This window comes from Rathayibacter rubneri (assembly GCF_023743255.1).
In the GTDB taxonomy this organism is placed as follows: domain Bacteria; phylum Actinomycetota; class Actinomycetes; order Actinomycetales; family Microbacteriaceae; genus Rathayibacter; species Rathayibacter rubneri.
In genome coordinates this window covers 17,427-39,490 of the sequence record NZ_JAMRYM010000023.1, presented here as the reverse complement: position 1 = coordinate 39,490, position 22,064 = coordinate 17,427, and the positions used below count along the sequence as shown (strand labels likewise).

Genomic DNA, 22,064 nt, shown 5'->3' with positions numbered 1-22,064 from the left:
ATCAGGCGGCGCTGCCGTCGCTGACGTTCTCGAGGTCCTCCTCGAGGCGCCCGATGCGCGGGGCGCGGCGCTCGAGCAGGGCCATGGCGACGAACCCGAGCCCGCAGCCGAGGAACCAGCTGTAGTCGCCGAGCCAGGTGAAGGAGGGTCCGCCGGCCTCGGCGATCCAGCGGGGCACGAGCACCGAGGCGACCGACGGCACTCCGCCGATGACCGTGGCCCACACGGCGTTGGGGTTGAAGCCCTTCGAGAACCAGTAGCGGCCCGTCTCGCTCATCGTGTACAGGTCGTCGACCCACACTCGCTGGCGGCTGATCAGGTAGTAGCCGGCGATCAGCACGCCGAAGAGCGGGCCGATGAGGGCTCCCAGGATGCCGAGCGTGTAGTGGATCGCGGTGTCGTTCGAGTACCAGTTCCACGGGGTCAGCAGCACCGAGCCGACGGCGGCGATCATGCCGCCCATCCGCCAGCTGATCTTCTTCGGGTTGACGTTCGAGAAGTCGAACGCGGGCGAGATGAAGTTGGCGACGATGTTGATGCCGATCGTCGCGATGACGAAGGTCAGCCCGCCGAGCAGGACCGCGAACCAGGTGTCGATCCGCTCGACCGTCTCGATCGGGTCGGTGATCAGCTCGCCGAAGACGGGGACCGTCGCGGAGGCGGTGATCACCGTGAGGAGCGAGAAGAAGAGGAAGTTGATCGGGAGTCCGAGCAGGTTGCCCCTCTTCACCGCGCCGTAGCTTCGGGCGTAGCGCGAGAAGTCGCCGAAGTTGAGCATGGGGCCCGAGAAGTAGGACACGACGAGCGCGACGGCCGAGATCATGACCGGCAGCGACGCGGCGAAGTCGAGGACCTCGCCCGAACCGAGGTTCAGCGAGATGTTCTCCCAGCCCGCCTGCGACACGAGGTAGACGGCCAGGACCAGCATCACCACGTAGACGGCGGGGCCGGCCCAGTCGATGAAGCGGCGGATCGACTCCATGCCCCGCCAGAACAGCGCGGCCTGGGCGACCCAGAGGATCGCGTACGAGAGGTAGCCCAGCGCGGAGAGTCCGAGGAAGGACGCCTCCGGGGTGTTCCAGGAGGCGAGGTCGGGGAAGAACTTGAGGAACACGATGTTCAGCGACTGCGCGGCCAGGTAGGTCTGGACGCCGTACCAGGCGATCGCGATCAGGCCGCGGATGATCGCGGGGATGTTCGCGCCGCGGATCCCGAAGATCGCCCGGTTGATCACCGGGTAGGGAACGCCGGTGATCTGGCTCGGCTTGGCGACGAGATTGCAGAAGATCTGCACGATCACGATGCCGACGACCAGGGCGACGAGCACCTGCCAGCCGGCGAGGCCGAGCGCGAAGAGGGATCCCGCGGTGACGTAGCCGCCGACGCTGTGCACGTCCGACATCCAGAACGCGAAGATGTTGTAGCTCGACCAGCGCTGCTTCACCAGCGGGGCGAGGTCCTCGTTCGCCAGGCGGTCGTCGTAGCCGGGCTTGATCAGGGCGGCGCCGGCGGGGAGCTCGGCGGCGACGGGCGGCAGGTCGGTGCGGGATGCTGTGGCGCGGTCGGTCATGGAGGATCCACCTCTCGGGCGGCCGGGCGAGGGCCCGGCTCGGATCGGATGTGTCAGGGTGGTCGTGGTGGCGGACCGAGGCGGTCGGCCGTCCCCGCGGAGTGCGTGAGGCGCTGTGCGTGGATGCTGTGAAGCAGTCGCTTCACAGCATGTGAACCTATTGCTTGACACCCCCGGGCTCGTTTCGGCTCCGTTACGGGTGTGTGACGATCGCCGGAGGAGGGTCGCCGATGCTCACCGACGCCCCCGAGGCCGACTCCGGCGGACCCTCCGACGCCGTCCCGACAGACGATTCCGTGCAGGTCGCTGCGAGCGCCCTCGCCGCCGGAGCGGATCGCGAGCGTCTCGGAGCGCGCCTGCGCGAGCTGCGGCTCGCCTCCGGCATGTCGCTGCGCGCCCTCGCCCGGGAGCTCGGCATCTCGGCCAGCGCCGTCTCGCAGATCGAGCGCGGCTCGATGCAGCCCTCGGTCGGGCGCCTGATCGCGGTCGTCGGCGCGCTCGGCGTGCCCCTCTCGGCCGTCTTCGACGAGCCGGCGCCCCCGTCGGTCGCGACGGCGGTCGTGCGAGCGGGGGAGGTCGCTCCGGTGACCCTCGACGGCGGAGTGCTGTTCCGTCGGCTCGCGCCCCGCTCGGTCGAGGCGGTCGACTTCTTCGAGTCGACCTATCCGCCGGGGTCGACCTCGACGGCGCACCGCCGGTTCCTCCGGCACGACGGCTTCGAGGTGGGCACGGTGACGCTCGGCGAGCTGACGGTGGAGTTCGAGGACGAGACGGTCGTGCTCGCGGCCGGTGACGGGATCACGTTCCCGTGCGAGCGGCCCCACCGGATGGTGAACCGCGGGGAGTCGACCGCCGTCGCGACCTGGTTGATCGTGCACCGCTGACGCGATCGGCGACGGCTCGATCGCATGCCCACCTGCGTATGGGAGAGTGTCGGCACTCCTCCACAGCGGGGGAGGTGGTGGTGACTGTCCACACCCCCGAGCGGAACGAGGCCGAGGGCCCTCCTCGATGTCGGTGCCGACCGGTGTGATGTGCGCCTCGAGCGATTGGTGCGGAACATGGACGGACGACAGGACGGCGAGCGGAACGACGGGTGCCCGGAGTGGTGCGCGGGCGAGCACGACGACATCGGAGGGCGCGCCGAGCGGCTGCACCGCTCGGCGGCGAGCAGCGTGCCGCTCGTGCAGTGGCCGGATCGGGGGCCGCTCGGCCGGCCGGAGGCGCTTCTCGTGCACGTGTCCCTCTGCCGGCCGGGTCCGGCGGGCGAGGTGCGGGTCCGCCTCGAGGCGGACGACCTGGGGGTGGTCGATCTCGACCTCAGCGGGGCGGCGCGCCTGGCCGGGGCGATCGACGCCTCGCTGCTCCTAGGCCGGGCCGCGCGATGAGACGCGGGGCGGGTTCGGCGGCAGGAGGTCGCTCAGCTCGAGGTCCAGCGCCTCGCAGAGGGCGAAGAGCGTCTTCAGCTGCGGGTTCGCCGGAGACCCGGGCTTGGACTCGCCCTTCTCGAACTTCTGGTAGGTGTAGCCGGCGAGTCCCGCGGCGTGGGCGATCCGCTCCTGGCTCTCGCCCTTCGCCATGCGCGCGCGGTGGAGGTTCGTTCCGAGCTCCCGGGCGTACTCGGCCCAGTCTCGTTCGGGGAGGGGTGTCGACATGCTGGCCAGCTTCCGAGAAGAAGGGTCGGGGGTCAGCCATACGCGCATGGGTATTTCGCGATGGCCATACCAGCGTGCCACCCGGAGGAGGGGGAGGTCTCCGGGCCCCGCGCGAGCCACCGCGTAAGATGTCCGGGTGCCAGTGAACCCCGAACTGACCGGTCGCGCCTTCGCGCCCACCGCGTCGTACCAGGTGGGGCGCGAGAAGGTGCGCGAGTTCGCGCGCGCCGTGTCCGCCACCTCACCGCTCCACCACGACCCCGAGGCCGCCCGCCTGGCCGGGTACGACGACGTCATCGCGCCGCCCACCTTCCCCGTCGTGATGCAGGAGCTGACGGTCGCGCAGCTGCTCGCCGAGCCGGACGCCGGGATCGACTACAGCCGGGTGGTCCACGGCGATCAGCGCTTCGCGCACTCCCGCGCCATCGTCGCCGGGGACGAGCTCACCGCGACCCTCGCCGTCGCCAGCGTGAAGCAGCTCGGACCGCACTCGATGATCGTCCTCGAGTCCACCGTCGAGGATGCGCACGGCGAGCACGTCGTGACCTGCATCTCCACGCTCGTCGTCAGGGGCGACGAGTGACCGCCGCGGTGCCCGTCCTGGCCGATCTCGAGGTCGGGCAGGTGGTCGGCGAGGAGAGCTTCCACTTCACGCGCGACGTCCTCGTCCGCTACGCCGCCGCGTCCGGCGACTTCAACGCGATCCACTACCGCGACGACGTCGCGGCCGAGGTGGGTCTCCCCGGCGTCCTCGCGCACGGCATGCTCACCATGGGCACCGCCGTGCAGGTCGTGGCCGACTGGATCGGCGATCCCGGCCGCATCGTCGACTACCGGGTCCGCTTCACCCGTCCCATCGTCGTCGATCCCCGCGAGGGAGCCGACGTCCTCGTCGTCGCCAAGGTCGGCGAGCTCGACGCCGACGCCGGAGCTGCGCGCATCGACCTGACCGTCACGGTCGCCGGCCAGGCCGTCCTCGGGAAGGCGCAGGCGCGCGTCTCGCTCGTCTGATCCCATGCCCGCGCCCTCCCTCTCCGAGCTGACGACCCTCCGCGTCGGCGGCGCGCCCGAGCGCTACTACGAGCCCGCCACCTCGGCCGAGCTCGTCTCGGTGCTGCAGGAGCTCTGGGCCGCCGACGAGCCGTGGCTGCTCGTCGGCGGCGGCTCGAACCTGCTCGTCGGCGACGACGGCGTCGAGGGCGCCGTGATCCGCGTGCGGACGGCGGGAGTGGAACGGCTCGACTCCGACCGCCCCGGCGCGGTGCACCTGCGGGTGCAGGCGGGCGAGTCGTGGGACGGCCTCGTGGCGCTCACGGTCGAGCGCGGCTGGACCGGACTCGAGGCGCTCAGCGGCATCCCCGGCACCGTCGGCGCCTCCCCGGTGCAGAACATCGGCGCCTACGGCCAGGAGCTGTCGGACACCCTGATCGCCGTCGACCTCCTCGACGAGGGCGCGTCGGAGCCCGTGCGCCTCACGGCCGCGGAGCTCGAGCTCGGCTACCGCACCTCGGTCCTCAAGCAGGGGCGCCGCGGGGCGGTCCTCGCCGTCGAGTTCGCCCTCGAGGAGACCGACGGCGTCGGCGCGCCGATCGCCTACGCGCAGCTGGCGTCGGCCCTCGGTGTCGAGCTCGGCGACCGGGTCGCGCTGGACCGGGTGCGCGCGACCGTGCTGCGCCTGCGCTCCTCGAAGGGCATGGTCCTCGACGCCGACGATCCGGACACCGCCAGCGCGGGGTCCTTCTTCACGAACCCCATCGTGACCCGAGCCGCCGCCTCCGGTCTGCCGCCGACGGCCCCGCGCTGGCCCGTCGAGCCCTCCGCCGAGGCCGATGTCGTCACTCCTCTGGACGCCGTCGCCGCGGGCGCGCCCCTCGGGCTGCCGGCACCCGCAGCCCCCGACGCCCTCGTGAAGCTCAGCGCGGCCTGGCTGATCGAGCACTCGGGGATCACCCGCGGCTTCGCGCTGCCGGGGTCGCGGGCCGCCGTCTCGAGCAAGCACACGCTGGCCCTGACGAACCGCGGCGGCGCCCGTGCCGAGGAGATCGCGGAGCTCGCCCGCTACGTGCAGGGCCGCGTCCTGGCCGAGTTCGGCGTGCTGCTGCACCCCGAGCCCGTGGTGGTCGGCACCAGCGTCTGACGCGGCGGCGCGCGACGGGGACGCCGGATCGGAGGTCGCGCGCGACCGGAAGTCGCGCTGGATCAGGCGCCGGGTCGGAGGTCGGGCCGGATCAGGCGTCGCGCCGGATCCAGCGGAAGGTGAGCCGGCTCGCGATCAGGCCCAGCACGAGCCAGACGCCGAGGACGATCGCGACTCCGCCCAGATCCCAGGCGCCGTCCACCTCGAGCTTCTCGAAGTCCGACGGCAGGAACACGGCGCGCATGCCCTGCGCGATCCACTTGAGCGGGAACACGCTCGCGATGCTCTGCAGCCAGTCGGGCAGCGTCGTGAACGAGAGGTACGAGCCCGAGACGAACTGCAGGACCAGGAGCGGCGGCACGATGACCGCGGTGGCGCTCTTGCCCGAGCGGGGGAGCGCCGACACCGCGATGCCCAGGATCGCCGAGGTGGCGACTCCGGCGAGGTAGACCCAGGCGAACGTGGCCCATCGCCCGCTGTCGGTCGGCAGCTGCACCGAGAAGACCGTGGCGGCGACGACCAGGAGCAGCGCCGTCTGCGCGAGGCTCGTGACGAGCACCTGGCCGAACTTGCCGAGGAAGTAGCTCAGCACCGGCAGCGGGGCCCCGGCGAGGCGCTTGAGCGTCCCGTCGCTGCGCTCGACCGCGATGTCGACGCCGAGGTTCTGCACGCCCGAGAGCAGGATGCCCGCGGCGGCGAGCCCCGGGACGTAGTACTCGGCCATCGTGATGCCCGGGTCCTGCGGATCGGACTGCATGACCGCGTTCTCTCCGAACGCGACCGAGAAGATCGTGAGCAGCAGCACGGGGAAGAGGAAGGTGAAGAAGACCTGGTCGGGGGCCCGGAAGTACGAGCGCACCTCGTAGCGGGCGCGCGCGGCGCCCAGCCGCAGGGTGCGGCCGGGACCGGTGCGCAGCCGGGCGCGGGGAGGGGCCTGGACCGCGGTGCTCATACGGTCTCTCCGATCACGTCGAGAGCGATGTCGCCGTCGCCGGCCCGGTCGTCCCGGATGAGGTCGAGGTAGATGTCCTCGAGGCTGGGCCGCAGCACCTCGAGCGCCGGGGGCTCGCCCAGCCGGGCGCAGAGCTCGGCGACGAAGCGCGCCGGCTCGGTCGTGCGCACGCGGTGCACGACCCCCGACTCCTCCCACTGCACGATCGGGACGCGCGCCTCGTCGCCGCCGATCTCGCCGACCGGGCCGATCGCCAGCAGGCGCCCACCGGCGATGACCGCGGCGCGGTCGCCGAGTCGGGCGGCCTCGTCGAGGTAGTGCGTGGTCAGGAGGATCGTGGTGCCCTCGCTCTTCAGCAGCGCGACGAGGTCCCAGAACGAGTGCCGCGCCTCCGGATCGAAGCCGGTCGTCGGCTCGTCCAGGAACACCAGCTCGGGGCGTCCGATGATGCCGAGGGCGACGTCGACGCGGCGGCGCTGGCCGCCCGAGAGCTTGCCGATGCGCGAGCGCGCCTTGGCGGTGAGCCCCACGGCCTCGATCGTCTCGTCGACGTCGCGCGGACGGGGGTAGAGGCTCGCGAAGTGCGCGATCTGCTCGCGCACCGTCGCATTGCCGGATTCTCCGCTGGACTGCAGCACGATGCCCAGGCGCGACTTCCAGGCGAGGTCGCCGTGACGGGGATCCACCCCGAGCACCGAGGCCTCGCCGTCGGAGCGGTCGCGGTAGCCCTCGAGGATCTCGATCGTCGTCGACTTGCCGGCGCCGTTGGGCCCCAGCAGGGCGAAGGTCTCGCCGCGGTGGATGTCGAACGAGATCCCGGTCAGGGCGGGCGCACCGCCGTAGTCCTTCCGCAGATCGCGGACACGGACTGCGGCGTCGGGGGTCATCGCACCAGCGTGCCCTGTCGCGCGCCCGAGCGACAGCGCCGGCTCCGCTTCCGCCCACCACTTGCGCTGACCCCGCACTTCGCGCAGTCGCCGCCGTGCTGTCGCCGCGACGCGAGCCGGGCGCGGTGCTCCCGAGCGCGACCTCAGCCGAGAGCTGGCTCGGCCACGGTCGCGGCCGACCCCCCTCTCGGCTGACGTTCTGCATCACCGCACCGCCCGACGGGTCAGCGGGGAGAAGTCACCATGTGGGTGCGGCTGCAGCGTGCTGATCGAGCAGCCCGCTGCAGCGGGCGTGTGGAGATCCACCGACGCCAGGAGGCCGGGCCGCAGCGCGGATCTGCGGGCGGACGCGGGTCTCGATACGCCCCTGCGGGGCTACTCGACCAGCAGGCCGCCCGCCAGCAGCAGGATCCTGACCGTCACTGGCGAGCGCAGCGCCGCCGAGCCGAACAGGTGATCCGCGTGTCAGCGGATCGCCGTCGGCGGACGCGACTCGCTCTGCGGAACGTGCCCGCCTCGGAGGGCCGACTGCGGCCGATCGACGACGGAGGAGGAGAGAGGCGTCTCAGCGCCGCCGACTGCGGCCGATCGACGACGGAGGAGGAGAGAGGCGGGACCGGCACCGCCAAACAGGTGATCCGCGTGTCAGCGGATCGCCGTAGGCGGACGCGACTCGCTCTGCGGAACGTGCCCGCCTCGGAGGGCCGACTGCGGCCGATCGGCGACGGAGGAGGAGAGAGGCGGACCGGCACCGCCGAACAGGTGATCCGCGTGTCAGCGGATCGCCGTAGGCGGACGCAGGACGCTCTGCATGAGTTCCCGTTTCGCGAAGCCGACTGCGGCCGATCGACGACGAAGGAGGAGAGAGGCGGAAAGCTCACCGGAACAGCTTCTGCAGCCGCTGCACGCCCTCGAGCAGCGCGTCGTCGCCGAGGGCGTAGGAGAGGCGCAGGTAGCCGCTGGGGCCGAAGGCCTCGCCGGGCACGGTCGCGACCTCGGCCTTCTCGAGGATCAGGTCGGCGAGCTCGAGCGAGGTGGTCGGCGTCACGCCGTCCCACTCGCGGTTCAGCAGTCCGCGGACGTCCGGGTACACGTAGAACGCGCCACCGGGGGTGGGGCACTCGACTCCGTCGATCGCGTTCAGCTCGGCCACGATGGTGCGGCGGCGGCGGTCGAACGCGAGGCGCATCTCCTCGGCCGGCTCCTGCGGGCCGGTGAGCGCGGCGATCGCGGCCCGCTGCGAGATGTTGGAGACGTTGCTCGAGAGGTGCGACTGCAGGTTCGAGGCGCCGGCGATGGCGTCGGCCGGGCCGACCATCCATCCGACGCGCCAGCCGGTCATCGCGTAGGTCTTGGCGACTCCGTTGACGAGGATCGTGCGGTCGCGCAGCTCCGGCACGGCCTCCACGATCGAGGTGGCGCGCTCGAGGGGACCGGCGTCGTCCTGCCCGTCGACCGCGTAGACCAGGTTCTGGTAGATCTCGTCGGCGATCACCCAGAGGCCGTGCTCCTGCGCCCACTCGCCGATCGCGCGGGTCTGCTCGGCGGAGTAGACGGCGCCGGTGGGGTTGGAGGGCGAGACGAAGAGCAGCACCTTGGAGCGCTCGGTGCGGGCCGCCTCGAGCTGCTCGACGGTGACGAGGTAGCCCTGGTCGGCACCCGCGAAGACGTCGACCTGCACGCCGCCCGCGAGCTTGATCGCCTCGGGGTAGGTGGTCCAGTAGGGGGTCGGCACGAGGACCTCGTCGCCGTCGTCGAGGAGGGTCTGGAAGGCCTGGTAGACGGCCTGCTTGCCGCCGTTGGTGACGACGACCTGCGAGGGCTCGACCGCCCATCCGGAGTCGCGCGCGGTCTTCTCGGCGATCGCCGCGCGGAGGTCGGGGAGACCCGCCGCGGGGGTGTAGCGGTAGTTCTTGGGATCGAGCACCGCGGCGGACGCGGCCTCGACGATGTGCTCGGGGGTGAGGAAGTCGGGCTCGCCCGCCGCGTAGGAGATGACGGGGCGTCCCTGCGCCTGGAGGGCCTTCGCCTTGGCGTCGACCTTGAGGGTCGCGGACTCGGCGATGGCGGAGATTCGGGCGGAGACGCGCGTGGGAGCAGACACGAGCGCCAGCGTATCCTCTGCGCGCGAGGGGGCGCATCCGGGCGGCGCGGCCCGGCTGGACACTCCTCTCGGGTCCACGTACACTCGTCCGAGGTAGTCGAACTCTGCCAGTCTTCACCGCGCCCGACAGGGTCGGCGGAGGGTGCAGCGGGGTTCGCCTCCTCCTCGGATGCTCGCAACGGCATCCATAGGGCGGTGGCTCAATTGGTAGAGCAGCGGTCTCCAAAACCGCAGGTTGCAGGTTCGAGCCCTGTCCGCCCTGCACATCGATGCCCGTCGCTCGCGGTCCCCGCGATGCAGCGGTCATCGGTCCAGGGTCGCCCGCAGGGCGGCCGGCCACACCGGAGGTTCCGGTGTGGGAAAGGTGCGTGCAGGTGGCCGGGAAAGCAGTCGACGAGCCGAGCGAGGACGTCGTCGCGATCGCGAATCAGCAGCGTGCGGCGCGGCGCAATCCGTTCGCGCGGATCGCCCTCTTCATCCGGCAGGTCATCGCCGAGCTGAAGAAGGTCGTGACGCCGACCAGGAAAGAGCTCGGCAACTACGTCGTGGTGGTCCTGATCTTCGTCGTCATCATGATGGCGCTGGTCTCGTTCCTCGACTGGGTGTTCGCGCTGGCCGTCACCTACGTCTTCGGCACACCAGCCGCCTGACCCGGTGGCATCCGACACCGCTTGGGCGGGGGATGCCGGCCACAGCGGTACGCGCCCTCGCGGCGCCGACCGCATCGATCGAGAGAGAGTTGTGACGAGTGTCTGACAGAAACCGCGACGACGTCGACTGGTCGACGGCTGCCGAGCAGTCGTCGGAGGTCGAGGAGGCGCAGGAGGGCGGCACCCTCACGCAGGCCGAGGACTCCAGCGAGCCCGCCGAGGAGGGCGCCCTGAGCGTCATCGACGAGAACGAGTCCGAGGAGGACCTGGCGTCCGACCTCGAGGCCGCGCTCGACGCCATCGGCTCGGTCGACGACCCGGAGGCCGACGCGGCCGTCGACGAGGCCGCGCACATCGACACCGTCGAGGAGGCCGAAGCGGCCCTCGAGGCCGTCGAGGACGAGGCCGAGGTCGCCGCGGAGGACGCGGAGGCCGAGGGCGAGGACCTCGCCGACATCGACCCCTACGAGGCCTTCCGCACGGAACTCCGCGGCAAGCCGGGCAAGTGGTACGTCATCCACTCCTACGCCGGCTTCGAGAAGCGCGTGAAGTCCAACATCGAGAACCGCAAGGTCTCGCTCGAGGCCGAGGACTACATCTTCGAGGTCCAGGTCCCGATGGAGGACGTGGTCGAGATCAAGAACGGCCAGCGCAAGATGGTCACGCGCGTGCGCATCCCCGGCTACGTGCTGGTGCGCATGGACCTCAACGAGGACTCGTGGTCGGTCGTCCGTCACACCCCCGGCGTGACCGGCTTCGTGGGCAACGCCCACAACCCGACTCCGCTGCGCTTCGAGGAGGCCTTCACGATGCTGAAGAGCCTCGTCGAGATCAAGGACGTCGCGCCCTCGAAGGCGCCCGGCGCCAAGGGCCAGAAGCAGGCCCAGCGCGTGCTGCCCGCCGAGGTCGACTTCGAGATCGGCGAGACGATCACCATCAAGGAGGGCTCGTTCGCGGGTCTTCCCGGCTCCATCAGCGAGATCAAGCCCGAGAGCGGCAAGCTCACGGTGCTCGTGTCGCTGTTCGAGCGCGAGACCCCGGTCGAGCTGTCGTTCGACCAGGTCACCAAGCTCTGACGTTCCGACGTCGCGACGACGCCCTCTCCGCTCCGGCGGAGGGGGCGTCCGTCGTTCCAGGACGCGCTCGTCGGCGCCGTGCCGGTGCGATCTGCAGGGGATCCGGCTGAGAGAGGGCTTTCCTCAGCTTGGCCGGGGACGACCCGCCGCGATTCCCCTGCAGATGGTGCGGGTGCCTGCAGACGGTGCGGGTGCCTGCAGACGGTGCGGGTGCTCGCAGACGGCAGTGGCGGATGCGGATCCGCCCTGTCGGGAGTGGCGATACCCGTGTAAGCTCGTACGGGTTTTCGTGTCGGCGCCCGTCCGCGTGCGCGCCGTCCGACCCTCCTCCACCGCGATCCGACTCCGTCGGGTGCGCGGGAGAGCGGCCGGGAACCCCCGACCACTCGAACCCTGAGAAAAGGAATCAGAATGGCCCCCAAGAAGAAGGTCACCGGCCTGATCAAGCTCCAGATCAAGGCCGGCGCGGCGAACCCCGCGCCCCCGATCGGTCCGGCGCTCGGTCAGCACGGCGTCAACATCATGGAGTTCTGCAAGGCGTACAACGCGCAGACCGAGTCGCAGCGCGGCAACGTCATCCCCGTCGAGATCACCGTCTACGAGGACCGTTCCTTCACCTTCATCCTGAAGACCCCGCCCGCGGCGGAGCTCATCAAGAAGGCCGCCGGCGTCGCCAAGGGCTCCTCGACCCCGCACACCGTGAAGGTCGCGAAGCTCACCCAGGCGCAGGTCCGCGAGATCGCCGAGGCGAAGCAGGTCGACCTGAACGCCAACGACATCGACGCGGCCGCGAAGATCATCGCCGGCACTGCGCGCAGCATGGGAATCACCGTCGAGGGCTAGTCCTCGCCCTTCCAGAACTCAACATCCGTGGGAGAGCCCGCCAGGCTCTAGAACCACATTCTCGTTTCAAGGAGAAACAACATGGCACAGAAGTCGAAGGCCTACCGGGCCGCCGCAGCCAAGCTCGAAGAGGGCAAGTACTACACGGCCGATGAGGCCGTCGCCCTCGCCCGCGAGACCGGCTCGGCCAAGTTCAACAGCACCGTCGAGGTCGCGCTGAAGCTGGGCGTCGACCCGCGCAAGGCGGACCAGATGGTCCGCGGCACGGTCATCCTCCCCCACGGCACGGGCAAGACCGCCCGCGTCATCGTCTTCGCGACGGGACCGGCCGCCGAGGCCGCGATCGCCGCGGGTGCCGACGAGGTCGGCGGCGCCGAGCTCATCGAGAAGGTCGCGGGCGGGTACACCTCGTTCGACTCCGCCGTCTCGACGCCCGAGCTCATGGGCCAGGTCGGTCGTCTCGGAAAGGTGCTCGGCCCCCGCGGCCTCATGCCCAACCCGAAGACCGGCACCGTGACCCCGGACGTGGCCAAGGCCGTGACCGAGATCAAGGGCGGAAAGATCGAGTTCCGCGTCGACAAGCACGCGAACGTGCACCTCGTCGTCGGCAAGGCCGCGTTCACCGAGGAGCAGCTCCAGGAGAACTTCAAGACGGCTCTCGACGAGATCAACCGTCTCAAGCCCTCCTCCTCCAAGGGCCGCTACATCCAGAAGGCCGCCGTCTCGACGACCTTCGGCCCCGGCATCCCGCTGGACGTCAACGTCCTGTCCTAGGGCGTCGCTGCCCTGAGGCAGCACCGACAGGAGGGGGTCCGCGCGAGCGGGCCCCCTCCTTCGTCGTTCCCGGGGCGGAGCCGACCGCGCGGCGCGGCAGACTGGTCGTCGTGCTCCAGGATCAGCAGCGACCCTCCGCCGACGCCCCGACCGTGGTCCGCCGTGCGGTGCCCTCCGACGCGCCGGCGCTGGCCGAGGTCGCCGCCCTCACGTTCCCGCTGGCCTGCCCGCCGCACACGAGCGACGAGGCGAAGGCCTCGTTCATCCGCGCGGTGCTGTCGGCGGAGCGGTTCGCCGCGTACCTCGTCGATCCCGACCGGTCCCTGTTCGCGGCCGAGGACGCCTCCGGGGCCCTCGTCGGCTACACGATGCTGGTGCGAGGCGAACCGGCCGACGCGGACGCCGCCTCCGCGATCAGCCGGCGCCCGAGCGTCGAGCTGAGCAAGTGCTACGTGCTGCCCGGCAGTCACGGCAGCGGAGTCGCCTCGGCGCTGATGGCGGCCTCGCTGGACGACGCGCGATCCAGCGGAGCGGCGGGCGTCTGGCTCGGGGTGAACCAGGAGAACGAGCGGGCGCGCCGGTTCTACACCCGGCACGGCTTCGCGGTGGTGGGCGTGAAGCGCTTCCTCGTCGGCGACCGCTACGAGGACGACTTCGTCCTGGAGCGACCGCTGCCCTGATCCCCGCGGCGAGACGCCCGGCGGGACGCGCCGGGAGAGGCGCACCGGAGCGGCGTCCCGCGGAGTCCCGGGGTCAGCCCTCGCAGACGGTGAGCACGATCTTGCCGCGCGTGTGCCCGGTCTCGAGCTGCTCGTGCGCCTCGCCGGCCCTCTCGAGCGGGAAGACGCCGTCGATGAAGACGCGCACGTCGCCCGACTCGAGCAGGCGCGAGACCACGGCGAGCGTCGCTCCGTCGGGCGCGACCTTGAAGGTGGAGGCGCGCACGCCCGCCGCGGCCGCCTCCTCGAAGAACCCGGGCCAGCTGCCTGTCGGCGCGTTCACGATGAGTCCGCCGGGGCGCAGCACGCGCAGCGAGCGCGAGCCCGTGTCGTCGTGCACGTTGCCGACCAGGTCGATGACGACGTCGATGTCCGAGAGCAGCTCGTCGAAGCGCTCGGCCGTGTGGTCGATCACCCGATCGGCGCCCAGCTCGCGGAGCCACTGCAGATTGCGCGTGGAGCCGGTGGCGGTGACCGTGGCGCCGAAGTACGAGGCGAACTGCACCGCGAAATGGCCGACTCCACCGGAGCCCGCGTGGATGAGGATCCGCTGCCCCTCGTGGGCCTTGGCCAGCTCGACCACCATGCCCCACGCGGTGAGCGCGGCCAGCGGAACGCCGGCGGCCTCCACGTGCGACAGGGTCGAGGGCTTCCGCGTGACCGACACGCTGGGCACGCTGACGTACTGGGCGTAGGAGCCGGAGTAGCGGGGCACCATCACGAACCCGTAGACCTCGTCGCCCGGTCGCAGCGGATGAGCGGGGTACGGGCTCTGCAGGACCACGCCCGAGAAGTCGTGGCCGAGCACCGCGGGGTACGAGGTGATCTGGGAGGCGACTCCGCGGCCCGCCCTGGTCTTCACGTCGAGCGGGTTCACTCCGGCCGCGACCACCTTCACGAGGAACTCCGCGTTGATCGCCGAGGGAGTCGGCACGGTCGCGAGGTGCAGCACCGAGACGTCGCCCGGGGCGTCGATCACCGCCGCCGTCATGGTGTCGGGGAGGACCACCTCCTCCGGGATCTCGCCGATCGTGAGGCCGTGTCCGAGCGCACTGCTGTGCATCATCGCCCTTCCTGTGTCCCGGCCCCGGTGGTGGTTCCAGGGGTGGGGCGACGCGCTGGCGTGCGTCTCCGACCCCGTCTCGAGCGCCGCGATCAGTCAAGCGAGGTAATGAGTCCGGGCTGTTACGGCGGTGTCACCCGCCCGAGAAGATTGGCTCTCTGTCCCCCGAGCGGGAGGTGAGGCGGTGTCGGGCACCGGCTCCGGCGGCGTCTGGCACGATGAGGGGATGCTGCGACGACGTGCCGGAGGCCCCCTGCTGATCGGCGGATCGGTCCTCGTGCTCGTCGGTCTGCTCCTCCTGCTCGGTGCGCGGCTCAGCCTCTCGCGCTGGGTCTACGTCAGCGAGATGGGCGCTCCGGACATGCCGACGGCGGGAGCAGTGCGGATCGCGCTGCTGCTCGTCGCGGCCGGCGGCACGGCCGTCGCGCTCGGCGCCCGGCACGTGCGGTCCCGGCTGCTGCCCGCTCTCGCGCCCTCCCTCGTGCTGCTCGCGGCCGCCGGGTGCTTCGCGCTCGCGTCGCAGGTGACCTGCACGGCGGGCTGCCCGCTGCCGGTGGGGGAGAGCTTCAGCTGGCAGGACCTCATCCACACCAGCGCGGCGGTGCTGGGCTTCGCGTCGGCCTGCGTCGCGATGCTCCAGCTCGCGGCGGCCCGGGAGCGGCCGGCCGTCGCCCGGCTCTCGCTCGTGGCCGGAGTCGCGGTGGCGGTGATCGCGGGGGCGGGCGCGATCCTGTCGCTCCTGCGGGTCTGGATGCGCCTGGGCGGCACGCTGGAGTTCGTCGCGACCGCCGTCGCCCTGCTGTGGCTCGCGACCGTGGGCCTGGTGCTCGCGCGGGAGGACCTCAGCGCCGCGCGAGCCAGTCGCGGACGTGACTCCGCAGCACCTCGGTCTGCCGCTCCTGGCCGTCGTCCCGCGCCGGAACCCGCTCGAGCTCCGCGTCCGGAAGAGCTCTCGCCCACTGCTCCGCCACGGCGACCGGGTGCACCGGATCGCGCTCGGCGGCGATGACGAGGGTGCGCGCGATGACCTGCGACAGCTCGCCGGAGTCGCGGTACGCGGCGTTGCGCGGGATCTCGGCGAGGCGCACGGCGCGCTCCGCCGCCCGCGGCGCGCGGAACTGCTGCACGAGGCCCTGAGCCCCGGCAGGCGACTCCTCGACGGCCCGGTGGAACAGGCCGGAGGCGCGGAGGAGCCGCTCGCCCCGTGTGGCGCCGTGGTCGTGCAGCAGCTGCGCGAGGACGGGGAAGACCGCGAGGTTCTCGGGCATCGGCTCGGAGGTGAAGGCGGGCCGCACGAAGACGGCGCGATCGATGGGCAGCACGCGGCGCGCGACGAGGCGCAGGGCGATCGCGGCCCCCATCGAGATGCCGAGGACCGTGAGCGGCTTGTGCGCGGCTCCGGCGCGGACCACCTGCTCGGTCACCTCGTCGGCGAGGGTGTCGAGCGAGAAGTCGGAGCCTGCGCCCACGAGATCGGAGGCGCCGTGCGCGCGGATGTCCGGGGCGAGGACCTCGCTGCCGGGCGGGAGCGCCGGCCGGAACAGGCCGAGCGGCTGGGAGCGGTCGCTGCCGAGCCCGTGCAGGAGGAGGACGGTCACCGCGCGCCCGCGCGGGTTCTCTCGTGCAGCTCGGCCATCAGCAGGCCGGCGAGGCGCACGAGGACGTGGATCTCGTCCTCGTCGCGGTCGACCCAGCGGAACTCGGGCTCGGCGTCGATCGGCACGAAGTCGCGGTGCTGCTCCCAGACGACGAGCGTGCGCTCGGCGCCGAGGACGTACTGCTGCCAGAAGACCTGCCGCAGGTAGTGCCGCGGGATGCTGCGCCACGGCTTCGTGGTCGTCTTGATCTCGCAGAGCTCGAGTCGGCCGTCCTCGCGCAGGCCGATGCCGTCGGGGGTGGCGAGGTGGCGCCGCTCCTGGCTCGCGTGGAACAGCGTGCTGCTGGGCTCGATAGAGTGCTCGCGGAGCACCCACGCGGCGATCTCGGGCTCGCGAGCGCGGCCGTGATCGGTGAACGCGTTGCCGCCGAAGCCGCTGCCGTAGAGCTTGTCGAGGGCGACGCGGTCGATGGCGGCCGTGGAGGAGAGGCGCGCGACGTCGGTCGCGGTGATGCCGCGGGAGCGGGCCCGGAGCCAGGCGACGCGATCGGTGGAGTGCGCGACGACCCGCTTCAGATGGGGCGGCTCGGCCTCCCGGAAGACGGGCTGCGTCTCCCAGGGGAACGTGAGCTGCAGATCGGGCACCGATACATTCTGCGCCCGTTCGGAGGCGGTGCCGAATCGGCACGCGGGGCCGCGGTGTTCGCCGAGCGCGAGATCGGGACGAGCGCGAGGGAGCCTCAGGAGGCCGAGAGGAAGGAGTCGACGACCGCGGGCGAGAGGAGGTGGCGGCGGACCATGAGCGCTGCTCCACGGACGCCGCCGCCGCGGTCGCCCGAGGCCTGCACGATGTCGAGGGAGCGGGTGGCCAGGGGGAGGGAGCGGCGGTAGACGACCTCCCGGACGCCCGCGAGCACCTCGTGGCTCGCCTCCGCGATGCTGCCGCCGACCACGATGACGGAGGGGTTCAGCAGGTTCACGCACGTGGCGAGCACCTCGCCGATGTCGCGACCCGCCGTGCGGGTCAGCTCGACGGCGGTCGGGTCGCCCTCGGCGAGCAGCCGGACGACGTCCGAGGTGCTCGCGACGCCGCCGCCGAGCCGGCGGGCGATGGCGGAGCCGCTCGCGATGGCCTCGAGGTCGGCGTCGCCGTGATCGCCGGGGACCTGGACGTGGCCGAGGTCGCCCGCGGCGCCGAGTGCTCCCCGCTGCAGTGCGCCGCCGCTGACGATGCCCGCGCCGATGCCGGTCGAGACCTTCACGTACAGGAGGTCGTCGACGCCGGAGTAGTGGTCGGCGTGCTCGCCGAGGGCGAGGAGGTTCACGTCGTTGTCGACGAGCACCGGCACCGGGAGCGACCGCGCCACGAAGGCGGGGATGTCGAAGCGGTCCCAGCCGGGCATGATCGGCGGCTTCACGGGGCGGCCCGTGGCGTGCTCGACCGGCCCCGGCACTCCGACTCCGACCCCGGCGAGCGGACCGGCGCCGGGGATCTCCGCGAGCAGTGCGGCGGCGGTCTCGAGGGCGTGCCCGAGGACGGCGAGCGGGCCGTCGGCGATCGCGATCGCCTCCCGCCTCTCGGTGAGGACGCTGCCGTCGAGGTCGGTGAGGGCGATCGTCGCGTGGGCGGCGCCGAGGTCGACGGCGAGGAGGGTGCGAGCCGAGGCGTCGAGGGCGATCCTCGCCGCGGGACGGCCGCCGGAGGAGGGGGCGTCGTCGCGCCGGACGACGAGGCCGGTGGCGGCCAGCAGGTCCAGCTGCGCCGAGACCGCCGCGCGGGGGAGGCCGGTCTCGGCGACGACGTCGGCCCGGGTGCGGGCGCCGCCGTCGGCGAGCAGCAGCAGCAGCTCGCCCGGGGCGCTCGTGGCGGAACGGCGGCGGGACGGCATGGCCGAAGTCAATCACAGCGCAGGGTCTTCTGCTCCGAGCGCGTCCGACTTCTCGCGCCTTCTCCACAAGTTCTGCTTGTTGCCGGTCAAAAGCCCGCGTAGGGTTCGGAGCACCCACGTTCGACGTCGATCAGGAGCACCCCGGTGGCCACACCCACAGACCTCTCCGTCCAGCTGTACTCGGTCCGCGAGCCCCTCGCCGCCGACCTGCCCGCCACCCTCGACCGCCTCGCAGGCATCGGCTTCACGAAGGTCGAGCTCTTCGCGTTCGTCGACCTCGCGGAGGGCTACCGCTCGGCTCTGCCCGCGAGCGGCCTGACCGCTCCGAGCGCCCACGCGCGCCTCCTCGGTCCGCAGGAGGGGACCTCGGTCGACGAGATCCTCGACATCGCCGCCTCTCTCGGCGTGCAGACCGTGATCGATCCGCACGTGGACCCGACCCGCTGGACCACCGCCGACGGCGTGGCGGCGATCGCCGACGACCTGAACGCCCTGGTCGACTCCGCCGCCTCGCGCGGCCTCACCCTCGGCTACCACAACCACGCGTTCGAGTTCGAGAACCGCGTCGACGGCCGCAGCGCCTTCGAGCACCTCGCGGGCCTGCTCGACGAGCGCATCCTGCTCGAGCTCGACACCTACTGGGCCGCGGTCGGCGGCGACGACCCCGTCGAGGTGCTCGGCCGCCTCGGCGAGAAGGTCCGCTTCCTCCACGTCAAGGACGGCCCCGTGTCGGCCGACACGCAGGAGCAGCTGCCGGCCGGAGAGGGTGCGATGGACATCCCCGCGATCCTCGCCGCAGCTCCCCAGGCGCTCCCCGTGCTCGAGTTCGACGCCTACGCGGGCGACATCTTCGAGGGCCTCACCACCGGCTTCCGCTACGTCTCGGAGCTCTCCGCATGAGCGGCGCGGGACGCGTCGGCGTCGGCGTCATCGGCGCCGGGAACATCAGCACCCAGTACCTGACCAACCTCACGGTCTTCCCCGACCTCGAGGTGCTCTTCGTGGCCGACATCGACCTCGAGCGCGCGAAGGCCCAGGCCGAGGCGTTCGGCGTCCCCGGATCGGGCACCGTCGAGGAGCTCCTCGCGCACCCCGGCATCGAGATCGTCGTGAACCTCACGATCCCGGCCGCGCACGTCGAGGTCGCCCGCCGCGCCCTCGAGGCCGGCAAGCACGTCTGGACGGAGAAGCCCTTCTCGCTCGACCGCGACAGCGGCGTCGAGCTGCTCGCCCTGGCGAAGGAGAAGGGACTGCGCGTCGCGACGGCACCCGACACCTTCCTCGGCGCGGGCCTCCAGACCGCCCAGCGCGTCATCGAGAGCGGAGCCATCGGGACCCCGCTGTCGGCGATCACGCTCTTCCAGGGCCCCGGCCCCGAGGGCTGGCACCCGAACCCCGAGTTCTTCTTCGCGCCCGGCGGCGGACCGCTGCTGGACATGGGTCCGTACTACATCACCACCCTCGTGCAGAACCTCGGTCCGGTCGAGAGCGTCACGGCGGTCTCCTCCCAGGCCCGCGCGACGCGCGTCGTCGGCTCCGGCCCGCGCGAGGGCACGGAGTTCCCCGTCACGATCCCCACCCACATCGGCGGACTGCTGCGCTTCGAGTCCGGCGCCTCGGCGCAGGGGGTCTGGAGCTTCGAGTCGAGCATGCTGCGCATGGGCTTCGTCGAGATCAACGGCTCGGAGGGCACCCTCGTGCTGCCCGACCCGAACATGCACGACGGCGAGGTCACCCTCTACCGCCGCGGCGAGAAGGAGCCGGAGGTCATCCCGGCCACCGGCTCGACGTTCTCGCGCGGCACCGGAGTGCTCGAGCTCGCCCGGGCCATCCGGGCCGACCAGCCCGAGGCGGCGTCGGGCGATCTCGCGTACCACGTGACCGATGTGATGCTGTCGCTCCTCGAGGCGGCCGAGACGGGCGAGAAGGTGCTCGTCGAGAGCACCGTCGCGCCGCGCCCCGCGGTCCCCGAGGACTGGGACCCGAGCGAAGCGACTCTCGTCCGATGAGCGGTGCCCTGCGCGTCGGCGTGCTCGGCGGCGGGTTCATGGCCGCCGTGCACAGCCGCGCGGCCAGGAGCGCCGGTGCGGTGCTGGCCGGGATCGCCTCCTCCAGCCCGGAGAAGGGCGAGAAGGCTGCGGGCGAGCTCGGATTCGAGCGCGCCCACGCCGACGCACGGGCGCTGATCGAGGACGACGACATCGACCTGATCCACGTCTGCACACCGAACGCCAGCCACGCCGAGCTCGCCCTCGCGGCGATCGACGCGGGCAAGCACGTGGTGTGCGAGAAGCCGCTGGCGGCGACGGTGGCCCAGGCCGAGGCGCTCGCGAGCGCCGCGTCCGCCGCGGGGATCGTCGCCACCGTGCCGTTCGCCTACCGGTTCCACCCGATGGTGCGCGAGGCCCGCGCCCGCGTCGCCGCGGGCGAGACCGGCCGGCTGGTGACGGTGCGCGGCAGCTACCTGCAGGACTGGCTGCTCGGCGCCTCCGACGACAACTGGCGCGTGGATCCGGCCGCCGGCGGGCGCTCGCGCGCCTTCGGCGACATCGGCTCGCACCTGGTCGACCTGCTCGAGTTCGTGACGGGCGATCGGATCGAGTCGCTCGCGGCGCTCACGAGCACGATCCACGCCGAGCGGGGCGGGAAGCCGGTCGAGACGGAGGACGTCGCCGGGGTGATCGTGCGCCTCGCCGGGGGCGCCGTCGGCACCCTCCTCGTCTCGCAGGTCACCGCCGGGCACCGCAACGAGCTCGTACTCGAGGTGTCGGGGCTCGAGGAGTCGCTGCGCTTCGAGCAGGAGCTGCCCGAGTCGCTCTGGGTCGGCCGGCGCGACAGCGCCGTGCTGGTGCCGCGCGACGGCGCGATCCTCGCTCCCGACGCGGCCCGGCTCTCGATCGTGCCCAGCGGGCATCCGATGGGCTACCAGGACGCGTTCACCGCGTTCGCGCGCGACACCTACGCCGCGGTCGCCGGAGCCGAGGTCGAGGGCCTGCCGACCTTCGACGACGGACTCCGCGCCGCCCGCATCACCGAGGCCGTGCTCGACGCGGCCGACTCCGGCGCCTGGGTCACCGTGCCCGGCGCGGTCTGATCCCCCTGTCGAAGGAGACAGCACCATGAGCGAGAAGTCCTCCGGGTCGACGCACCCGGTGACCCTGTTCACCGGCCAGTGGGCGGACCTGCCCTTCGAGGAGGTGGCGCGCCTGGCCTCCGAGTGGGGTTACGACGGCCTCGAGATCGCCGCCTCGGGCGACCACCTCGACCTCCGGCGCGCCGACGAGGACGACTCGTACGCCGCCTCGCGGCTGGAGATCCTCGACCGTTACGGACTCGAGGTCTTCGCGATCTCGAACCACCTCACCGGCCAGGCGGTCTGCGATGACCCGATCGACTTCCGCCACCGGGCGCTCGTCCGCGACTACACCTGGGGCGACGGCGACGCCGAGGGCGTGCGCCGGCGGGCGGCCGAGGACATGAAGCGCTCGGCCCGCGTGGCCCGCAAGCTCGGAGTCGACGTGGTCGTCGGCTTCACGGGGTCCAAGATCTGGCCGTACGTCGCGCAGTTCCCGCCGGTGCCCGCCTCGGTGATCGAGGAGGGCTACGAGGACTTCGCGACCCGCTGGAACCCGATCCTCGACGAGTTCGACGACCACGGCGTCGTGTTCGCGCACGAGGTGCACCCGTCCGAGATCGCCTACGACTACTGGTCGAGCGTGAGGACGCTCGAGGCGATCGGCCACCGCAAGGCCTTCGGGTTCAACTGGGACCCGTCGCACATGATGTGGCAGAACATCGACCCGGTCGGCTTCCTCTGGGACTTCAAGGACCGGATCCACCACGTGGACTGCAAGGACACGCGGATGCGTCCGAAGAACGGCCGGGCCGGCGTGCTCGGCTCGCACCTGCCCTGGGGCGATCCGCGGCGCGGCTGGGACTTCGTCTCGACCGGGCGCGGGGACGTGCCGTGGGAGGACGCGTTCCGCGCGCTCGAGGCCATCGGCTACTCCGGCCCGATCTCGATCGAGTGGGAGGACGCGGGGATGGACCGCCTGCACGGGGCGGCGGAGGCCGTGGGCTTCATCCGCTCGCTGCTCTGGAGGACGCCCACGGCGTCGTTCGACGCGGCGTTCTCGAACCAGTAGGGC

The 22,064-nt window shown here is 71.9% G+C and carries 23 protein-coding genes, 1 tRNA gene and 1 pseudogene; 16 read left to right on the top strand and 9 right to left on the bottom strand.

The annotated features are described in order from the left end of the window. Position 1: 1 nt before the first annotated feature. A complete protein-coding gene (locus NB037_RS07825) occupies positions 2-1,570 on the bottom strand; it encodes an NCS1 family nucleobase:cation symporter-1 (RefSeq protein ID WP_251944835.1) in 1,569 nt (522 codons plus the stop codon). Between the two features lie 230 nt (positions 1,571-1,800). Between NB037_RS07825 and NB037_RS07820 the strand changes: the two genes are divergently transcribed. Next, on the top strand, positions 1,801-2,454 hold the full coding sequence (locus NB037_RS07820) for a helix-turn-helix domain-containing protein (protein WP_251944833.1): 654 nt from the start codon (positions 1,801-1,803) through the stop codon (positions 2,452-2,454). A 177-nt stretch (positions 2,455-2,631) separates the two neighbouring features. Continuing rightward, positions 2,632-2,958 (top strand): DUF6907 domain-containing protein, encoded by a 327-nt coding sequence (locus tag NB037_RS07815; protein ID WP_251944843.1) that lies wholly within the window; start codon positions 2,632-2,634, stop codon positions 2,956-2,958. On the opposite strand, the gene NB037_RS07810 is transcribed toward NB037_RS07815, so the two are convergent. Next, positions 2,938-3,225 carry a helix-turn-helix domain-containing protein gene (locus tag NB037_RS07810; RefSeq protein ID WP_251944831.1) on the bottom strand — a complete coding sequence of 96 codons (288 nt, stop codon included), beginning with the start codon at positions 3,223-3,225 and terminating at the stop codon, positions 2,938-2,940. The two genes, NB037_RS07815 and NB037_RS07810, sit on opposite strands and share 21 nt — an antisense overlap. 136 nt (positions 3,226-3,361) lie before the next feature. Between NB037_RS07810 and NB037_RS07805 the strand changes: the two genes are divergently transcribed. The 3 genes from NB037_RS07805 to NB037_RS07795 are packed head-to-tail and all read left to right on the top strand — an operon-like array spanning position 3,362 to position 5,362. Continuing rightward, positions 3,362-3,808, top strand: coding sequence for a MaoC family dehydratase N-terminal domain-containing protein (locus tag NB037_RS07805; RefSeq protein ID WP_251944829.1), 447 nt, complete (start codon positions 3,362-3,364; stop codon positions 3,806-3,808). Beyond that, the gene (locus tag NB037_RS07800) at positions 3,805-4,236 is read left to right on the top strand and encodes a MaoC/PaaZ C-terminal domain-containing protein (protein ID WP_251944826.1); all 432 of its coding nucleotides are present in this window, start codon (positions 3,805-3,807) and stop codon (positions 4,234-4,236) included. Before NB037_RS07805 ends, NB037_RS07800 begins: the two co-directional genes overlap by 4 nt. A gap of 4 nt (positions 4,237-4,240) precedes the next feature. Continuing rightward, a complete protein-coding gene (locus NB037_RS07795; protein ID WP_251944823.1) occupies positions 4,241-5,362 on the top strand; it encodes a UDP-N-acetylmuramate dehydrogenase in 1,122 nt (373 codons plus the stop codon). A 91-nt stretch (positions 5,363-5,453) separates the two neighbouring features. On the opposite strand, the gene NB037_RS07790 is transcribed toward NB037_RS07795, so the two are convergent. From NB037_RS07790 to NB037_RS07780, 3 genes are all read right to left on the bottom strand, one after another. Then, complete coding sequence (locus NB037_RS07790) at positions 5,454-6,314, bottom strand: ABC transporter permease (protein WP_251944821.1); 861 nt, start codon at positions 6,312-6,314, stop codon at positions 5,454-5,456. Continuing rightward, entirely contained in the window at positions 6,311-7,201 is an 891-nt protein-coding gene (locus NB037_RS07785; RefSeq protein WP_251944818.1) for an ABC transporter ATP-binding protein, read from the bottom strand. The genes NB037_RS07790 and NB037_RS07785 overlap by 4 nt, the downstream gene beginning before the upstream one ends. 877 nt (positions 7,202-8,078) lie before the next feature. Then, a complete protein-coding gene (locus tag NB037_RS07780) occupies positions 8,079-9,305 on the bottom strand; it encodes a pyridoxal phosphate-dependent aminotransferase (RefSeq protein WP_251944815.1) in 1,227 nt (408 codons plus the stop codon). Between the two features lie 189 nt (positions 9,306-9,494). Between NB037_RS07780 and NB037_RS07775 the strand changes: the two genes are divergently transcribed. The 6 genes from NB037_RS07775 (at position 9,495) to NB037_RS07750 (ending at position 13,328) form a co-directional block, all read left to right on the top strand. After that, positions 9,495-9,567: transfer RNA gene (locus NB037_RS07775), tRNA-Trp, on the top strand. 112 nt (positions 9,568-9,679) lie between these two features. Continuing rightward, positions 9,680-9,955, top strand: a complete 276-nt coding sequence (gene secE, locus NB037_RS07770; protein ID WP_068208793.1) for a preprotein translocase subunit SecE — start codon at positions 9,680-9,682, stop codon at positions 9,953-9,955. A gap of 98 nt (positions 9,956-10,053) precedes the next feature. Continuing rightward, a complete protein-coding gene (nusG, locus tag NB037_RS07765; RefSeq protein ID WP_207404531.1) occupies positions 10,054-11,031 on the top strand; it encodes a transcription termination/antitermination protein NusG in 978 nt (325 codons plus the stop codon). 411 nt (positions 11,032-11,442) lie between these two features. Then, positions 11,443-11,874: a 50S ribosomal protein L11 gene (rplK, locus tag NB037_RS07760; RefSeq protein WP_055790620.1), complete on the top strand. Its 432-nt coding sequence runs from the start codon at positions 11,443-11,445 to the stop codon at positions 11,872-11,874. Positions 11,875-11,955: 81 nt separating this feature from the next. Next, on the top strand, positions 11,956-12,648 hold the full coding sequence (rplA, locus tag NB037_RS07755; RefSeq protein ID WP_207404520.1) for a 50S ribosomal protein L1: 693 nt from the start codon (positions 11,956-11,958) through the stop codon (positions 12,646-12,648). A 110-nt stretch (positions 12,649-12,758) separates the two neighbouring features. Further along, positions 12,759-13,328 (top strand): GNAT family N-acetyltransferase, encoded by a 570-nt coding sequence (locus NB037_RS07750; protein WP_251944812.1) that lies wholly within the window; start codon positions 12,759-12,761, stop codon positions 13,326-13,328. Positions 13,329-13,401: 73 nt separating this feature from the next. Here the strand turns inward: NB037_RS07750 and NB037_RS07745 are convergent, their stop codons facing one another. Then, positions 13,402-14,430 (bottom strand): NADP-dependent oxidoreductase, encoded by a 1,029-nt coding sequence (locus tag NB037_RS07745; RefSeq protein WP_372490716.1) that lies wholly within the window; start codon positions 14,428-14,430, stop codon positions 13,402-13,404. Between the two features lie 226 nt (positions 14,431-14,656). Here NB037_RS07745 and NB037_RS07740 point away from each other — a divergent pair. Beyond that, positions 14,657-15,241, top strand: a pseudogene (locus NB037_RS07740) (DUF998 domain-containing protein); the annotation flags it as partial. A 31-nt stretch (positions 15,242-15,272) separates the two neighbouring features. Here NB037_RS07740 and NB037_RS07735 read toward each other — a convergent pair. The 3 genes from NB037_RS07735 to NB037_RS07725 all read right to left on the bottom strand — a co-directional run bounded on the left by NB037_RS07735 (position 15,273) and on the right by NB037_RS07725 (position 17,916). Next, positions 15,273-16,028 carry an alpha/beta fold hydrolase gene (locus tag NB037_RS07735; protein WP_251944809.1) on the bottom strand — a complete coding sequence of 252 codons (756 nt, stop codon included), beginning with the start codon at positions 16,026-16,028 and terminating at the stop codon, positions 15,273-15,275. Further along, positions 16,025-16,663, bottom strand: coding sequence for a YqaJ viral recombinase family protein (locus tag NB037_RS07730; protein WP_251944839.1), 639 nt, complete (start codon positions 16,661-16,663; stop codon positions 16,025-16,027). The genes NB037_RS07735 and NB037_RS07730 overlap by 4 nt, the downstream gene beginning before the upstream one ends. A 104-nt stretch (positions 16,664-16,767) precedes the next feature. Continuing rightward, positions 16,768-17,916, bottom strand: a complete 1,149-nt coding sequence (locus NB037_RS07725; protein WP_251944807.1) for an ROK family transcriptional regulator — start codon at positions 17,914-17,916, stop codon at positions 16,768-16,770. A gap of 144 nt (positions 17,917-18,060) precedes the next feature. Here NB037_RS07725 and NB037_RS07720 point away from each other — a divergent pair, with 144 nt between their 5' ends. Genes NB037_RS07720 through NB037_RS07705 form a run of 4 tightly spaced genes read left to right on the top strand, consistent with a single transcriptional unit; the run spans position 18,061 to position 22,061 of the window. Beyond that, positions 18,061-18,816, top strand: coding sequence for a sugar phosphate isomerase/epimerase family protein (locus NB037_RS07720; RefSeq protein WP_251944806.1), 756 nt, complete (start codon positions 18,061-18,063; stop codon positions 18,814-18,816). Further along, positions 18,813-19,925 carry a Gfo/Idh/MocA family protein gene (locus NB037_RS07715; RefSeq protein ID WP_251944804.1) on the top strand — a complete coding sequence of 371 codons (1,113 nt, stop codon included), beginning with the start codon at positions 18,813-18,815 and terminating at the stop codon, positions 19,923-19,925. Before NB037_RS07720 ends, NB037_RS07715 begins: the two co-directional genes overlap by 4 nt. Next, positions 19,922-21,010 carry a Gfo/Idh/MocA family protein gene (locus NB037_RS07710; protein ID WP_251944803.1) on the top strand — a complete coding sequence of 363 codons (1,089 nt, stop codon included), beginning with the start codon at positions 19,922-19,924 and terminating at the stop codon, positions 21,008-21,010. The genes NB037_RS07715 and NB037_RS07710 overlap by 4 nt, the downstream gene beginning before the upstream one ends. 25 nt (positions 21,011-21,035) lie before the next feature. Next, the gene (locus NB037_RS07705) at positions 21,036-22,061 is read left to right on the top strand and encodes a sugar phosphate isomerase/epimerase family protein (RefSeq protein WP_251944802.1); all 1,026 of its coding nucleotides are present in this window, start codon (positions 21,036-21,038) and stop codon (positions 22,059-22,061) included. The last annotated feature ends 3 nt before the right edge of the window (positions 22,062-22,064 follow it).

What these genes read in the sequence shown, in the direction of transcription:
- NB037_RS07825 (WP_251944835.1), bottom strand. Translation starts at nt 1,570, where the DNA reads ATGACCGACCGCGCCACAGCATCCCGCACCGACCTGCCGCCCGTCGCC.
- NB037_RS07820 (WP_251944833.1), top strand. Translation starts at nt 1,801, where the DNA reads ATGCTCACCGACGCCCCCGAGGCCGACTCCGGCGGACCCTCCGACGCC.
- NB037_RS07815 (WP_251944843.1), top strand. Translation starts at nt 2,632, where the DNA reads ATGGACGGACGACAGGACGGCGAGCGGAACGACGGGTGCCCGGAGTGG.
- NB037_RS07810 (WP_251944831.1), bottom strand. Translation starts at nt 3,225, where the DNA reads ATGTCGACACCCCTCCCCGAACGAGACTGGGCCGAGTACGCCCGGGAG.
- NB037_RS07795 (WP_251944823.1), top strand. Translation starts at nt 4,241, where the DNA reads ATGCCCGCGCCCTCCCTCTCCGAGCTGACGACCCTCCGCGTCGGCGGC.
- NB037_RS07790 (WP_251944821.1), bottom strand. Translation starts at nt 6,314, where the DNA reads ATGAGCACCGCGGTCCAGGCCCCTCCCCGCGCCCGGCTGCGCACCGGT.
- NB037_RS07785 (WP_251944818.1), bottom strand. Translation starts at nt 7,201, where the DNA reads ATGACCCCCGACGCCGCAGTCCGTGTCCGCGATCTGCGGAAGGACTAC.
- rplK (WP_055790620.1), top strand. Translation starts at nt 11,443, where the DNA reads ATGGCCCCCAAGAAGAAGGTCACCGGCCTGATCAAGCTCCAGATCAAG.
- rplA (WP_207404520.1), top strand. Translation starts at nt 11,956, where the DNA reads ATGGCACAGAAGTCGAAGGCCTACCGGGCCGCCGCAGCCAAGCTCGAA.
- NB037_RS07745 (WP_372490716.1), bottom strand. Translation starts at nt 14,430, where the DNA reads ATGCACAGCAGTGCGCTCGGACACGGCCTCACGATCGGCGAGATCCCG.
- NB037_RS07725 (WP_251944807.1), bottom strand. Translation starts at nt 17,916, where the DNA reads ATGCCGTCCCGCCGCCGTTCCGCCACGAGCGCCCCGGGCGAGCTGCTG.
- NB037_RS07715 (WP_251944804.1), top strand. Translation starts at nt 18,813, where the DNA reads ATGAGCGGCGCGGGACGCGTCGGCGTCGGCGTCATCGGCGCCGGGAAC.
- NB037_RS07710 (WP_251944803.1), top strand. Translation starts at nt 19,922, where the DNA reads ATGAGCGGTGCCCTGCGCGTCGGCGTGCTCGGCGGCGGGTTCATGGCC.
- NB037_RS07705 (WP_251944802.1), top strand. Translation starts at nt 21,036, where the DNA reads ATGAGCGAGAAGTCCTCCGGGTCGACGCACCCGGTGACCCTGTTCACC.